The sequence below is a fragment of the Parvibaculum sp. genome, from assembly GCF_040882025.1.
Taxonomy (GTDB): domain Bacteria; phylum Pseudomonadota; class Alphaproteobacteria; order Parvibaculales; family Parvibaculaceae; genus Parvibaculum.
The window spans coordinates 42,153-56,671 of sequence record NZ_JBBECC010000195.1; the positions used below are offsets into that span (position 1 = coordinate 42,153).

At 66.0% G+C, this 14,519-nt stretch carries 12 protein-coding genes; 9 read left to right on the plus strand and 3 right to left on the minus strand.

Translation table 11 applies throughout. The features are described from left to right. Positions 1 to 112 precede the first annotated feature (112 nt). From WEB61_RS15040 to WEB61_RS15055, 4 genes are all read left to right on the plus strand, one after another. Entirely contained in the window at positions 113 to 3,091 is a 2,979-nt protein-coding gene (locus tag WEB61_RS15040) for a peptidoglycan-binding protein (RefSeq protein ID WP_368065157.1), read from the plus strand. A gap of 115 nt (positions 3,092 to 3,206) precedes the next feature. After that, a complete protein-coding gene (locus WEB61_RS15045; RefSeq protein ID WP_368065158.1) occupies positions 3,207 to 4,130 on the plus strand; it encodes a sulfite exporter TauE/SafE family protein in 924 nt (307 codons plus the stop codon). After that, the gene (locus tag WEB61_RS15050) at positions 4,127 to 4,930 is read left to right on the plus strand and encodes a TIGR02186 family protein (RefSeq protein ID WP_368065159.1); all 804 of its coding nucleotides are present in this window, start codon (positions 4,127 to 4,129) and stop codon (positions 4,928 to 4,930) included. Before WEB61_RS15045 ends, WEB61_RS15050 begins: the two co-directional genes overlap by 4 nt. After that, positions 4,930 to 5,700 (plus strand): cytochrome c biogenesis CcdA family protein, encoded by a 771-nt coding sequence (locus tag WEB61_RS15055; protein ID WP_368065160.1) that lies wholly within the window; start codon positions 4,930 to 4,932, stop codon positions 5,698 to 5,700. The genes WEB61_RS15050 and WEB61_RS15055 overlap by 1 nt, the downstream gene beginning before the upstream one ends. Positions 5,701 to 5,873: 173 nt before the next feature. On the opposite strand, the gene pdeM is transcribed toward WEB61_RS15055, so the two are convergent. After that, complete coding sequence (gene pdeM, locus WEB61_RS15060) at positions 5,874 to 6,584, minus strand: ligase-associated DNA damage response endonuclease PdeM (protein ID WP_368065161.1); 711 nt, start codon at positions 6,582 to 6,584, stop codon at positions 5,874 to 5,876. A 95-nt stretch (positions 6,585 to 6,679) separates the two neighbouring features. After that, entirely contained in the window at positions 6,680 to 9,232 is a 2,553-nt protein-coding gene (locus tag WEB61_RS15065; protein ID WP_368065162.1) for a ligase-associated DNA damage response DEXH box helicase, read from the minus strand. A 151-nt stretch (positions 9,233 to 9,383) separates the two neighbouring features. On the opposite strand from WEB61_RS15065, the gene WEB61_RS15070 reads away from it, so the two are divergent. The 5 genes from WEB61_RS15070 to WEB61_RS15090 all read left to right on the plus strand — a co-directional run bounded on the left by WEB61_RS15070 (position 9,384) and on the right by WEB61_RS15090 (position 13,991). Continuing rightward, positions 9,384 to 10,262, plus strand: a complete 879-nt coding sequence (locus WEB61_RS15070; RefSeq protein ID WP_368065163.1) for a crotonase/enoyl-CoA hydratase family protein — start codon at positions 9,384 to 9,386, stop codon at positions 10,260 to 10,262. After that, positions 10,262 to 10,870: a TetR/AcrR family transcriptional regulator gene (locus tag WEB61_RS15075; RefSeq protein ID WP_368065164.1), complete on the plus strand. Its 609-nt coding sequence runs from the start codon at positions 10,262 to 10,264 to the stop codon at positions 10,868 to 10,870. The genes WEB61_RS15070 and WEB61_RS15075 overlap by 1 nt, the downstream gene beginning before the upstream one ends. A 69-nt stretch (positions 10,871 to 10,939) precedes the next feature. Then, on the plus strand, positions 10,940 to 11,845 hold the full coding sequence (locus tag WEB61_RS15080; protein ID WP_368065165.1) for a thioesterase family protein: 906 nt from the start codon (positions 10,940 to 10,942) through the stop codon (positions 11,843 to 11,845). A 39-nt stretch (positions 11,846 to 11,884) separates the two neighbouring features. Beyond that, positions 11,885 to 12,805: a thioesterase family protein gene (locus tag WEB61_RS15085; protein ID WP_368065166.1), complete on the plus strand. Its 921-nt coding sequence runs from the start codon at positions 11,885 to 11,887 to the stop codon at positions 12,803 to 12,805. A gap of 16 nt (positions 12,806 to 12,821) precedes the next feature. Beyond that, positions 12,822 to 13,991, plus strand: a complete 1,170-nt coding sequence (locus WEB61_RS15090; protein WP_368065167.1) for an acyl-CoA dehydrogenase family protein — start codon at positions 12,822 to 12,824, stop codon at positions 13,989 to 13,991. A gap of 148 nt (positions 13,992 to 14,139) precedes the next feature. On the opposite strand, the gene WEB61_RS15095 is transcribed toward WEB61_RS15090, so the two are convergent. After that, on the minus strand, positions 14,140 to 14,427 hold the full coding sequence (locus WEB61_RS15095; protein WP_368065170.1) for a GIY-YIG nuclease family protein: 288 nt from the start codon (positions 14,425 to 14,427) through the stop codon (positions 14,140 to 14,142). Positions 14,428 to 14,519 lie beyond the last annotated feature (92 nt).

Consider the following 14,519-nt stretch of genomic DNA (forward strand, 5'->3'; position numbering starts at 1 on the left):
ACGCCGGCCGGTGCAGGCGCAACCGCTACAAGGTTTTGGGACAGCGCGCGTTCGTAATACCAGATAGCGCGGTTTATACTGCCCCAGAGGGTTAACGGGCATAGTGATTCGAATGAGACCGGGGGTTCCATGGAGCGTCAAGGGCATTGAGCCCGAGGCGCGCGAGGCGGCGAAACAGGCCGCCCGTCGGGCGGGTGTGACGCTTGGCGCGTGGCTCAACCAGGTCATCATGGAAACCGGTACCGACGAAGTCGGCGACGAGGACGCTGCTCCCGCTTCCTTCCGGAGCGCCTACGCACCGCCGTCCCAGGCGATGCCGCAGGCGGCGCCCGAACCGCAACCTGCTTCGGGGATCGATCTCGCGCCCGTGGCCGAGGCGGTGCGCGAGGTGGTGCAGCGGGTCGACAACAGCGAACGCCGCACTGCGGAAATGGCGCGCAGGCTCGAAGCGACGGTGGGACAACTCGCCCAGCGCATCGACCAGTCGGAGCACGACATGGACGACAGATATTCCGAAGCTCGGTCTTCCGAGACCCGATCGCTGGATCCGCTGGAGCGGAAACTGCAGCAGCTTCACGAGCGCATGGAGCGCGCCGAGCGCGCGCGTGGCGGTGGCGGGCTGCGCGCCGAAGACGCGCGCACGATCCAGACGCTCGAAAAGGCCGTCAACGCGGTCGTCGATCATCTCGACCAGACCGAACGCCGCACCGACGACACGCTCAGCGAAATTCGCCAGTCGCTTGCCTCGCTCTCCGACCGCATCGAGACGGCGGAAGAGGAATCCGAACGGGAAGAAGCCAAGAAGCGCACGCGCGCGCTCGAAGATGCGCTGATGCAGCTTGCGACGCGCATGGAAAAGATGGAGCACGGTGTTTCCGGCATCGCGCCGCAGGCAGTGGAAGCCGCGCTGAAGGCCATCGACGAGAAATCCCATGCCGAAAGCCAGCGTGCGACCATCGAACGGCTTCAGACCAGCCTCGAACTCATGGCGCGGCGGCTGGAGCAGACCGAAAATCGCACCGAAGAAACGGTGAAGACCTTCGAAACAAGCGTGACCAGTATCGCGCGGAAGCTCGAAGATCTCGACAACGCGCAGCGTCACGAAATTCCGCAAGCGCTGGCGCAACGCCTCGAACAGATGGCGCAGCGGATCGAACACAACGAACAACTAACGATGCAGGCCGCGCAGACCGTCGAACAAGCGGTTGCCGGCATCAGCGACAATCTCAACGCGACTGAGAGCCGCGACCGTGAGGCGCTGACCTCGCTGCAGGCGATGATCGAAAAGATGACGAGCCGTCTCGGTCACCTCGAACGCGAGACCAAGGCGGTGAGGCAGGCGACGCTGTCGCCGCAACTCAACGCCGGCGGTGTGGCGGCGGGCTTTGCGCCATCCGGCCCCGGCTTCCCGATGCCGCAATTCGATGCCCCGCCGATGCTCAACCCGGCGATGGGTGGCAATCTCGGCCCGGCGCTCAATCCGTCGGATTGGGGCCGCCCGGCCGCGCCCGCTGTTTCGGCGCCGCCGCCCGTCGATGCGCCCTACGAGAATGACGTGCCCCCGCCTTATGTCGCCGACGATGCGGGGAGCGAGATGCGGCTGCGCGAGCCGGTCGATGACGGGGTCATCCCGCCCGATCCTGCGCCGCCGCCGATTGAAAATGCCGGACAGCGCGCCGCCAACGATTTTCTCGCGGCCGCGCGTCGCGCCGCACAGGCCGCCGCGCAAGGCGGAGCGGCGCCGCGGCAGGAACCCTATTACACGACGCCGCCCGCGCCGGGCTACGCCGAGTCGCCCGCCCGTTTTTCGGCTGAGAACAACGGCGCGAGCCGGCGCAGGTTGATCATCGGCCTCGCGGCGAGTTTCGTGCTGCTTGTGTTGCTGGCCGGCGCCTATCTGCTGAAAGATGGATCGGCGCCGCGCATCGAGCAGCCCCGGACACCGATCGAACAGGGCGCACCGCAACCTTCCGTGTCCGGCACCGAAAGCCCGGCTTCAGCAACCGACAAGATTCCGGAGGCCAGTCCGGAGGGCGCCGGCGCGACGGCAAACGATGCCCCGGCGCCGGCGTCCGCCACACCACCCGCAACCCCGAAAGAGGCGCTGGTGCCCGCACCGAAACCCGCAGCGCCGAAACCGGCAACACCGAAGCCTTCGACTGCGCAGCCGGCCGGTCAGGCCACGTTGACGCCAGCGCCGCCGTTGACCGCCGCGCCCGCGAAGCCCGTCGAGACGGCGCCGGTCGAACCGGCGCGACTGACGCTGATGGAGGCGGCCACACGCGGCGACGCCGCCGCGCAATACGAACTCGGCAAGCGCTTCGCCGATGGCGAGGGCGTGACGCAGGACATGAGCAAGGCGGCAGAGTGGTTCGAGCGTGCCGCCGATCAGGGTCTTGCCATCGCGCAGTACCGTCTCGCCACGCAATACGAAAAAGGACGCGGCGTGACGCAGGATGATGCGAAAGCCCGCGTCCTTTACGAAAAGGCGGCGACAAGCGGCAATGTGAAGGCGATGCACAATCTCGCCGTCATCCACGCCGAAGGACGCGGCACGGCGCAGGACTTCGCCACCGCCGCCAAATGGTTCGGCGAGGCCGCCAACTACGGACTTGGCGACAGTCAGTACAATCTCGCCGTACTCAACGAGCGCGGCCTCGGCGTCGAGAAGAATGCCAGCGAAGCATACAAATGGCTTTCGATCGCAGCCAAAGGCGGCGACAAGGGCGCGGCCGCCAAGCGCGATGCGCTGGCCGCGACGATGGAGGCCGCCGAGCTCGCAAGGGCGAAAGTGGCAACCGAAACCTGGCGCGCCAGGACGCCCGCGCCGCTCGCCAATGGCGATGTCAGCGCGTTGAAGAGCTGGGATGTGTCGGATATGGGCGAGCGTGCCGCCCTGCCGCAGAAGGACGCCATTGCAAGAACGCAGGCGCTGCTCAACCGGCTCGGCTATGACGCCGGCTCGCCCGACGGACTGATGGGGCCGCGCACGCGCGATGCCATTCTGGACTACCAGATAACCGAGGGCCTGGCGGCAACGGGGACCGTGACGCCTGAGACGCTGGCGACACTCGAGGCCCGCTTCGGCTGAGCCGTTTCCGGGGTACACCTAGGAATTCCCGTCCGGACGTGTTACCCAAATTCGCATCCGTTTCTCCGTCCCTTCTTCGCTCCGGGGCGGTTACCGGCCGCCGGAGCCGTGCGTCATGCAGATTTATCTTCCGATCGCCGAGATGCCGGTCAATGTACTGACCATTCTCGCCATGGGCGCGACGATCGGATTCCTGTCGGGCATGTTCGGAATAGGCGGCGGCTTCCTGATGACGCCGCTGCTGATCTTTCTCGGTATTCCGCCGGCGGTTGCCGTCGGCACGCAATCGACCCAGGTCGTCGCCTCGTCGGTCACCGGCGCGCTCGCGCATTTCACGCGAAAATCGATCGACTTCAAGATGGGCGGCATATTGCTGATCGGTGGCGTCGCCGGCTCGGTCAGTGGCATCTTCCTGTTCAAACTGCTGACGCGCCTCGGCCAGATCGATCTCGTTATCTCGCTCGTCTATGTGCTTTTTCTCAGCGTCATCGGCGCGATGATGATGGTCGAGAGCGTACGCGCAATCCACGCGGCGCGGGGCGGCGCAGTGCCGACGCGGCGGGGCGGCCACCACAGCTGGATTCACGGGCTTCCCTTCAAGATGCGGTTCCGCCGCTCGAAGCTCTATATCAGCGTCATCCCGCCGATCCTTGTCGGCTTCTTCGTTGGCACGCTGTCGGCGATCATGGGCGTCGGCGGCGGTTTCATCATCATCCCCGCGATGATTTATCTGCTGCGTATGCCGACCAACGTCGTGATCGGCACCTCGTTCTTCCAGATCGTGTTCGTGACCGCGTTGACCGGCGTCCTCCATGCGGTCGAAAATTTCGCCGTCGATATCGTGCTCGGGTTCCTGCTGGTGATCGGCGGCGTCGTCGGCGCGCAGTATGGCGTGCGGGCGGCCGAAAAGCTTCCGGCCGAGCAGTTGCGCGCGCTGCTGGCGGCGATCCTCCTTCTGATCGGGCTTCGGCTCGGTTTCGATCTGGTGACGACGCCCGACGATGTCTATTCCATTGTCGAAGTGGCGCCGCACAGATGATCGGCTCCCTGAAATATTCCATCGCACTGGCGCTGGCCGCGGCGCTGCTGGCGGCGGCGGGTGCGGCCCGGGCGGATCAGCTCGTGACCGACCTGTCCGAACACCAGATCGCCATTCGCTCCAATTTCACGGGCACGCAGATTCTGCTGTTCGGCGCAGTCGAAGCGCGAACGCCGGGCACGCGCGCGCTCAATCGCGACGTCGTGGTGGTGGTGCAGGGTCCGAACGCGCCGGCCATGGTGCGGCGGAAGGACCGGGTTGCCGGCATCTGGGTCAATCACGATTCCGTCACCTATCCCGCTGCACCGGGCTACTACGCCATTGCGAGCACCCGGCCGCTCGAAGTGACGATGACGCCCGAAACGCGTCAGGCGCTGCGCATCGGGATCGAGAATGTCGACCTCGGGACGCCCGAGGCGCGAGCGATCGACGGCACGCCGCAGGTGTTGCAGCCCGAGCAGGAGAACGCCTTCTGGAAGGCGCTGATCCGCAACCGCCAGCGCGAGAGGCTCTACGCCAACGTACCGGGCGGCGTGACATTCCTCGGGCAGACGCTGTTTCGCGCAACGGTCGACATTCCGGCCAATGTGCCGGTCGGTCTCTATACCGCAAAGGTCTATCTGTTTCAGGATGGTGAAGTGATCGATACGATTTCCTCGCCCCTCTATATCGACAAGCGCGGCATCGAGCGGTTCATTTACCGCATGGCGCACAGCGATCCGTTTCTGTATGGATTGCTCGCGGTGCTCGGCGCCGCCTTTGCCGGCTGGCTCGCTTCGGCGATTATGGGACGACCCTGATGGAGATCGGATATTTCGCCGCCGCCGCGGGCGGCCTCATCAGCTTTCTGTCGCCCTGTGTGTTGCCGCTGGTGCCGGCCTATCTCTGCTTCATCGCCGGTACCTCGCTTGAGGAACTGACGCGCGAGGACGCGGAGGGAAAGCCGCTTGCCTCGGAAGGATTGACGCGGCGCGTGGCGCTGGGCGCTGTCGGTTTCGTGCTCGGCTTCACGACGATTTTCGTCGCGCTCGGCGCCAGCGCATCGGCGATCAACCCCTTCATCATGACGCACAAGATTCTGCTGTCGCAATTCGCCGGCGGCGTCATCGTCATTTTCGGCCTGCACTACATGGGTCTTTTCCGCATCGCGCTGCTCGACCGCGAGGCGCGGTTTCACATCGCGGGCAATGGCGATGTCGCGCGCAGCCCGCTGATGCAGTTCGCCAGTCCCTATCTGCTGGGACTCGCCTTTGCCTTCGGATGGACGCCCTGCATCGGTCCGATCCTCGCAACGATCCTGACGATCGCGGCGGCGCAGGAAAGTCTGCAGGCGGGTGTTTCGCTGCTCGCCGTCTATTCGCTGGGGCTCGGCATTCCGTTTCTGGCGGCGGCTTTTGCCGTACGCGGATTTTTGTCGTTCGCCTCCGGCTTTCGCCGCCACATGCGCAAGGTCGAGATGACGGCCGGCCTGCTGCTGGCGGCGACCGGAACGCTGATGATCCTCGGCTCGTTCGAGCGGATTGCGATCTTCCTGCTGGAGACGTTTCCGGCGCTCGCGACACTCGGTTGAGGCTCCGAAAACACCCCCTCTGTCATCAAACTGTCAAAAAACTGTCACAAACGCTTTTTGAGCGGGGATAAGGGCGGGGACAACTTCACGTTATCCCCGGGATTTCATGTCTTATCCCCGCGCTCGCGCCCGAAACGGAGATAAAGCGAGCAATTTTTTAATCCGTCTACGGATCAATCGCCCTCGAGGCGGCGGGCCGTGACGGGCACGATGGTGCGCCCGCCCATCATCCAGGCATGGAAATCGAGACCGGGGAGAAGGTCGTCGAAGGCCCGGTCGAGCACATTGAGGCCGCCGGCATAGGCGCCGAAGGCGGGCAGGATGAGCCGCGTGCCGTCCGAGGCATAGCAGCGGCGGCGGAGCCTGCGGCCGCGAACGCGAACCGCTGCACACGGATGGAGGTGGCCGGCGACCTCGCCGGTGGCGGGCGCGGACCTCGGCTCGTGGCGGAAGGTCAGCGGCCCGAGGCGGAACGCTTCCCTGATCTCGCCGCCGAATTGCGGCGGCGGCGCCGGGTCGTGATTGCCCGAAATCCAGATCCAGTCGAGGCCGCGCGTCAGGCGCGCGAGATGCGCGGCGTCGTCCGCATCCATGCGGCTGTCGGCGCGCGCATCGTGGAAACTGTCGCCCAGCGCGACGACGGTGCGGGGACGGAAACGGGCGATCAGCTTTTCGAGGCGGGCAAGCGTCGTCCGCGTGTCATAGGGCGGCAGCGGCTGGCCGCGTTCGGCATAGGACGAACCCTTTTCGAGATGGAGATCGGCCACGACCAGCAGGCGCTCATCGGCGAGCCACGCCGCGCCTTCCGGCGTCAGGTCGAAGGCGACACCACAGACGGTGAGCGCGGGACGGGTTTCGAGATGGATGTCTTTTACTTCGTACATCTGCCGGTCAAATTATGACGACCTGCGTATGGCGCGAGGTCCATGGGCCCCGGCTTTCGCCGGGGTGACACTTTAGTGTGCGGCGGCGCACGGAATCAAACCAGCCGCGTCGCTTCTTCTATCAGCTTGTCGGCGGCTTCCGAAAGCAGCGCGTCGCCGGCTTCGCCGTCGACCTGGACCTTGCCGATGTCGAGCAGGACCGGCACGGCGAGCGGCGAGACGCGGTCGAGGCGTTTCAGAACAATGTGGCCGCGGATGCGCTTCAGCATCTCGGCGACGCGGCCGACGTCGAGAAGCCCTGAAGCCGCGTCATTATAGGTGGCGCGCAGCAGAATGTGGTCGGGCTCGTGCTCGCGCAGCACATTGTAGATGAGGTCGGAGGAGAAGGTGACCTGGCGGCCGGTTTTCTCCTGCCCCGGATAGCGGCGCTCGATCAGGCCCGAAATGATCGCGCAGTCGCGGAAGGTGCGCTTCAAGAGGCTCGATTCGGCGAGCCAGGCGTCGAGATCGTCGCCCAGCATGTCTTCGGCGAAGAGTTCGCCGAGCGGCAATTCGTGGCGTTCATGCATCAGCCCCGGATCGCGCAGGCACCAGATCGCCAGCGAATATTCCGACGCGACGAAACCCATGGGCCGCGCGCCGGCGCGGTCGAGGCGGCGCGTCAGCAGCATGCCGAGCGTCTGGTGGGCGAGGCGGCCCTCGAAGGGGTAGCAGACGAGATAGAACTTGTCGCCGCGCGGAAAACATTCGACCAGCAGATCGCTCTCGCGCGGCAGCAGCGAGCGCCAGCTCTGCATTTCAAGCCATTCGCGCACCTGTGGCGGCAGGTGGCCCCATTCCGCCTTGTGCGCCAGCATGCGGCGGACGCGGGCGGCGAGATGGGTCGAGAGCGGAAACTTGCCGCCGTAATAGGACGGGATCATCGGCTCGCCCGATTGCGACTTCGTGACGAGGGCTTCGGTTTCGGCAAGGCCCTCGAAACGCAATATGTGGCCGGCGAAGAGGAAGGTGTCGCCGGGCGAGAGCTGGTCGATGAAATATTCCTCGATCTCGCCGAGATAGCGCCCGCCGCCCCCGCCCATCGGCCGGCGGCCGCGCTTGATCATCCGCACCTTCAGCATCGGCGCCTCGACGATGGTGCCGACATTCATGCGGTATTGCTGGACGACGGCGGGCGAAGAGGCGCGCAGGCGCATGTCGCCTTCGAGCTTCGCGTTGGGGCGCAGCCGCGCGAAGCGGTCATAGGTTTTCAGCGCGTAGCCGCCAGTGGCGACGAAATCGACCACCTTGTCGAAGTCGCCGCGTGTCAGCGCGCGATAGGGCGCGGCGGAACGCACTTCCGTATAGAGCGCGTCGGGATCGAAGGGCTGCGAACAGGCACAGCCGAGAATGTGTTGCGCCAGCACGTCGAGCGCGCCGGTGCGCGACACCATGCCGTCCTGCGCGCCTTCGAGAGCGGCGGCACGGGCGGCTTCGCATTCCAGCACCTCGAAGCGGTTGGCCGGCACCAGCAGCGCGCGCGAAGGCTCGTCGAGGCGGTGATTGGCGCGGCCGATGCGCTGCAGCAACCGGCTTGCCCCTTTTGGCGCCCCCATGTTGACGACGAGGTCGACCTCGCCCCAGTCGATGCCGAGATCGAGGGTCGAGGTGCAGACGACGGCGCGAAGCGTGCCCGCCGACATCGCCGCCTCGACCTTGCGGCGCGCTTCGGCGGCGAGCGAGCCATGATGCAGCGCGATCGGCAGCGCATCTTCGTTGAGGCGCCAGAGCTCCTGAAAGACGAATTCGGCCTGACTGCGCGTGTTGACGAAAACGAGAACGATGCGGTTCGCCTTGATCGCTTCGTAGACGGCCGGCAGCGCATGGCGCGCCGAGTGACCCGACCAGGGGATGTGCGCCTCGCCGCCCTCTTCATCGGGCAGGCCCGCCGCGACGATGTTGATCTCGGGCGCCGCACCGGGCGGCGCGACGACGACGTCGGCAAGGTTCTCGCCGCCCCTTTCGTCATTTGGCGGTTGCGGCATCAGATAGCGACGCAAGGCATCGGGTTCGGCAACGGTGGCCGACAGTCCGACGCGGCGCGCGGCGGGCGCAAGGCGCGAAAGACGCGCAAGACCGAGCGACAGCAGGTCGCCGCGCTTCGAATTCGCCAGCGCATGGAGTTCGTCGAGCACGATGCAGGAAAGCTGCCCGAAAAAGCGCGGGCTGTCGGGGTAGGACAAGAGCAGCGCCAGCTGTTCGGGCGTCGTCATCAGGATATCGGGCGGCGTGTGGCGCTGGCGCAGGCGGCGGTTTTGCGGCGTGTCGCCGGTGCGGGTTTCGATCGCGATATCGAGGCCCATTTCGGCGAGCGGGATTTCGAGATTGCGCTTGACGTCGACGGCCAGCGCCTTGAGCGGCGAGATGTAGAGCGTGTGGAGCGCGGGGGCCGCCTGCGGATGTTCGGCAAGCTCGACAAGGCTCGGCAGGAAGCCCGCCAGCGTCTTGCCGGCGCCGGTGGGCGCGATGAGAAGCGCCGAGCGGCCGGCCTCGGCGAGATCGAGCAAGGCCAATTGATGCGGGCGCGGATGCCAGCCGCGCGCAGCGAACCAGCGGCTGAAGGCGGCGGGCAGCGCGACCGTCTGTTGCGCGGGAAGGGGCTTGCTCATGGGGGGAGGTTAGCAGGCCATCGCTGTATTTGGGGGAGGGGCGAAGGCGGGACGCGCCGGCCGGGCGCTGCCATCCCGCCGGCCAGAAATTGAACATTGTTCAAAAATATGATATATGGTCAAAAAATAACCGAAAACCGGAGGGAAGCCCATGCCTTTCGAACACATCCTTTATGAGCGGCAGGGCCGCATCGCCACCATCACGCTGAACCGGCCGGACAGGCTCAATGCCATCGCCTCGGGCATGCCGCGCGAAATCGCCCGCGCGGTCGAACAGGCGAACGACGATGACGATGTCCATGCGATCGTGCTGACGGGCGCCGGCCGCGCCTTCTGCGCCGGCTACGACCTGAAAGACTTTGCCGAGCGGCCGACGCGCAACCAGGGCGCGGGCACGGCGGCGGGCGACGCCCGCCCCTGGGACCCGATGGTCGATTTCAACATGATGCATGCGAACACGCGCGATTTCATGTCGCTCTGGCGCTGCCACAAGCCGACGCTTGCGAAAGTGCGCGGCTTCGCGGTCGCCGGCGGGTCCGACATCGCGCTTTGCTGCGACATGGTGGTGATGGCCGAGGATGCGAAGATCGGCTATCCGCCGGCCCGCGTCTGGGGCTGCCCGACGACCGCCATGTGGGTCTATCGCTTGGGCCCCGAACGCGCCAAGCGCATGCTCTTCACCGGCGATCTGGTGATGGGCACGGAGGCCGCCGAAATGGGGCTCGTTCTCGAAGCGGTGCCGGAGACCGCTCTCGATGCGCGGGTCGACGAACTCGCGAACCGCATGGCCGGCGTGCCGCGCAACCAGCTGATGATGCAGAAGCTGCTGGTCAATCAGGCCTATGAGAACATGGGGCTCCAGACGACGCAGATGTTCGCGACGCTGTTCGACGGCATCACGCGCCACTCGCCCGAAGGCGTCTGGTTCAAGGAGCGCGCGGAAGCGGTCGGCTTCCAGCAGGCGGTGAAGGAACGCGACGGCGGCGGGCCGATTGCCGAGGGGGTCTCCCGTTCGACCTACAAATTCTGATGGCCGCACCCGCCGCCGAAAAACGCCGCACGGCGCTGCGCGACCACAAGCGCAAGGCGATCCTCGCCGCCGCGCGCCGCGTCTGCGACGCGGGCGGACCGGAGGCGCTGACCATTCGCGCCGTGGCCGCCGAAGCGGGCTATGTGCCCGGCGCCGTCTATTCCTATTTCGCCGGCATCGACGAACTGGCGATCGCGCTGACCGCCGAGGAGCTGGGGCACCTCGCCAGACGGATGCGCGAGGCGGCGGAGAAGGCGGCATCGCCCGCCGAGGCGCTGGCCGCCGCCGCCCGCGAGGCGCTGGCGGCGACCGCCGGCAACGCGCCGCATGTGCGGCTGGCCGGCCGGCTGATGTCGGCGGACACGCTCGACCCCGATCTGAGCCGCGCCGTCACGGGCCGTGTTATCGCGGTGCTCGAAACGCTGGGCGGGCCCTTGCGCGCGGCGACCGGGCTCGAAGGCGCGGCGGCGCATCGCGAAATCCTCTGCCTCGCGGCCTTCCTGATCGGGCTCAGGGTGCTCGAAGGCTCGGGGCGTCTTGCGGCGCTGGGTTTCCCTGCGCAAGATCTGTTGGCGCACCGGCTGGCGGCACTTCCCGCGAAGGGCTGACCCATGACAAGCGGCGGCGGCCCCCCTATGCTGCGCCACCCGCCATCGACGAACCCGTATCCCGCAAAAATGACCGGCATGATCGACACCTATCGCGGCTATGTCTCGCTGCAGGAATGCGACGAGATGGGGCATATGAACATCCAGCACTACATCTCGAAGAGCTCGGACAGTTCCTACAATCTGCGCGTGGCGCTGGGCCTCGGCGCGCTCGATCAGGCGCAGACAGGGCTTGGCTATGTGGCGCTCGAACATCACATCCGCTTTCACCGCGAGCTTCGCGCCAGCGATCTCGTCGTGATCCGCTCCGGCGTCGTCGAGCTGCGCGACAAGACGATGCGCATCTATCAGGAAATGCGCGAGGCGCTGGACGACCGGCTGGCCGCCACCTATGTCGTCGACACGGGCTGCCTCGATCTGGCGACGCGGCGACTGACCGCCTGGCCCGAGGAAACGCGGGCCCGCGCCGCGACGATGGCAACCGAACTGCCGCCGGAAGCGCTGCCGCGCTCGCTGCCGCGCTCGCTGCCGAAGGAAGCACTGGAGCGCGACGTCTCGCTGGCCCGCGCCGATGCCGACGGCATGGTCGAGACCAATCGTTCAGTCGTCAACACCTGGGAATGCGACACCAACAATCACATGAACGCGCGCTTCTTCATGGCACGCTTCTCCGATGCGCAGGGCCATATGTGGGCGCATGCAGGCCTCGGCCGGCACGAGCAGGCGGCGCGCGGGCTTGCGACCGCGACCGTCGAGATAAGGCTCGCCTATCTGCGCGAGCTCTGCGCCGGCGAAACGCTTTTCGTGCGCACCGGCATCGACGCCACCGACGGCAAGACGATCCGCTATCGTCACTGGCTGTTTTCGGGCGACACCGGCGAGCCGGCCTGCATCGCCGAAGGCGCGGGGCTCCTGTTCGACAAGGCGAGCCGCAAGGCCGTGCCGCTGCCCGACGCGCTTCGGGCGCGCGGCTGATCCCATTCGTCATCCTTATTGCAACAAGAGAAAGAAAACATGAGCGAGATGATCGAGGTCGCAAGGTCGAGCGTGCAGACATGGGAAAGCGACCAGATGGGGCATATGAACGTGCAGTTCTATGTCGACAAGGCGGGGCAGGGGCTGGCCGCGCTGGCGCTCCGGCTCGGCATCGGGCCGCGTTTCGCCCGCGCGGAAGGCGCGCGGCTCTTCGTGCGCGATCATCATGTGCGTTTCCTGCGCGAACAGCGGCCCGGCGCGCCTTTCTTCATTCGCGCCGGCATTCTGGATGTGCGCGATTTCGGTCTGCGCGTCTATGAGGAGATGGTCAACACGGTCTCGGGCGAGGTCGCCGCGACCTTCATCGCCGAGATCGAGTTGCTGGATGAAGAAAGCCGCGAAGTGAAGCCGCTGCCGGCGAAAGTGAAAACGGCGGCGAAGGCACTTGTCGTCGAACTGCCGGTGCATGGCGCCCCGCGCGGTCTCGACATTTACGAACCGCGCCCGGCGCCGAAGCTCGCCGGGGCCGACGCCATGGGCATGGTGCGCACCTGGCAGGGCGAAATCGACACCGCGCAATGCGACGGCCAGGGCTTTCTGACCATTCGCCATTTCATGGGCATTGTGTCGGACGGCATTCCCAATCTGCTGGCGCAAACGCGCGGCGAGGATCGGTCGAGAACGCCGTCGGTGGGCGGCGCGGCGCTCGAATACCGCTTCGTCTATCGCCGCCACCCGCGTGTCGGCGACGTGCTGACGCTCAGGAGCGGCCTCAAGAATGTCGGTCCGAAAATCTATACCTGGTGCCACTGGCTGTTCGATCTCGAAACCGGCGAAGCCATCGCCACCGCCGAGGCGGTCGCCATCGCACTCGACCTGACGACACGCAAGGCGATTGCCATTCCCGACGAAATGCGCGCCAATCTGGAAACGCTGGTGATCGACGGTCTCGGCGTTTGATCGGGGGAGGGCGGCCATGACGGGATTTCTGCGCGGCGCGTTGACGGCGAATGAAACGGCGCTCATCGACAGAGCGGCGGCATTCGCGCGAAACACGGTCGCGCCCAACGCCGCCGGATGGGAACGCGCGCGCCGCCAGCCGGTCGAGGCGCTGCGCGAAGCCGCCGCGCTGGGGCTTGCCGCGCTCGAAGTGCCGCGCGAGGCCGGCGGCCCCGGCCATCGCTACATGGTGAAGCTCGCGCTCTGCGAGGAAATGTCGCGCGCCGACATGGCTTTCACTTTTTCTCTGGTCAACACGCAGAACGTCGCCGCGCGACTGGCGCTCTCGCCGACGGCACGACATCGCGACGTCCATGTGCCGGCGCTGATGAAGGCCGAAATCTTCGGCGGCACCGCCTTGAGCGAACCCGGCGCCGGCAGCGACTTTTCGGCGATCCGGACCAGCGCCGTCAAAAGCGGCACCGGCTGGACGCTCAATGGCGAGAAGGGCTGGATCACCAATGCGGGCGTTGGCGACCTCTTCATCACCTATGTGCAGACCGATCCGGCCGCGGGCTGGCGCGGCATCGCTGCCTTCCTTGTCGATGCAAGGCGGCCGGGTTTCCGTCGCGCCGCGTCTTATGACCTGTCGGGAGGTCATGCGATCGGCGCCGGCGGTTTCACGCTCGAAGGTTACATCGCGCCGGACGACGACATGCTGGCGCCGCCCGGCGACGCCTTCAAGCTCGCCATGAAAGGTGTCAACGGCGCCCGCGTCTATGTCGCGGCGATGTGCGCCGGGATGCTGGCCGACGCGTTGGAAAAGGCGCTCGCCTACGCCGCCGAGCGTGAAACCTTCGGCCGGAAGCTTCTCGAGCATCAGGGTCTCAACTGGTCCCTCGGCGACGTCGCCAACGATCTCGAAGCGCTGCGCGGGCTGACGCTTGCCGCCGGCCACCTGATCGATGAAGGCGGCGACGCGGTGATGGCGGCGGCGCATGCGAAAAAATTCGCCGGCCGCGTCACCCTCGCCCGCATCGCCGACTGTATCCAGGCGATGGGCGCCGCCGGTCTGCGCGAGGAACACGGCCTCGGCCGTCAACTCGCTTGCGCGAAGATCGCGGCCTATACCGACGGCAGCACTGAAATGATGAACGAACGCATCGGCGCGGGCCTGTTGAAGGCCTATGGGCCTGACCTGGGCTAGGCGTTAGCGAGGTACGCTAAAACACGGAGCCGTTATGACCCGGCCTCACGTTGCTCCCCGCCATCCCATCCCCAGGTCGTCTTTGCCGGACTTGATCCGGCAATCCAGAAGGCGCGGAACGCGCCGTCTCTCTTCGAAAAAACTCTTCTTAAAGCAGCTCCTCGAATAGATCGCGCCATGTCGGATTCATTTCCTCGATCAGCGCGATCTTCCATGACCGCGACCAGTGCTTGATGTTCTTCTCGCGCTGGATGGCGCCGATGGCGGTTCCATGGACCTCGTACCAGACAAGGCGTTTGACGCCGTAGCGGCTGGTGAAGCCCTTGGTGAGTTCCTGCCTGTGCTCCGACACGCGGCGCAACACGTCGTTGGTGACGCCGGTATAGAGCGTCCCGTTCTTTCCGCTGGCGAGGATGTAGACGAAGTAATCCCGCATGAGATGAGTTTGGCGCATCGTTTTGCACGACGGCAATGCGATTGCGGCAAAGATTTTTTTCGAAGAGAGACGCCGCCTGACGGCGGCTTCTG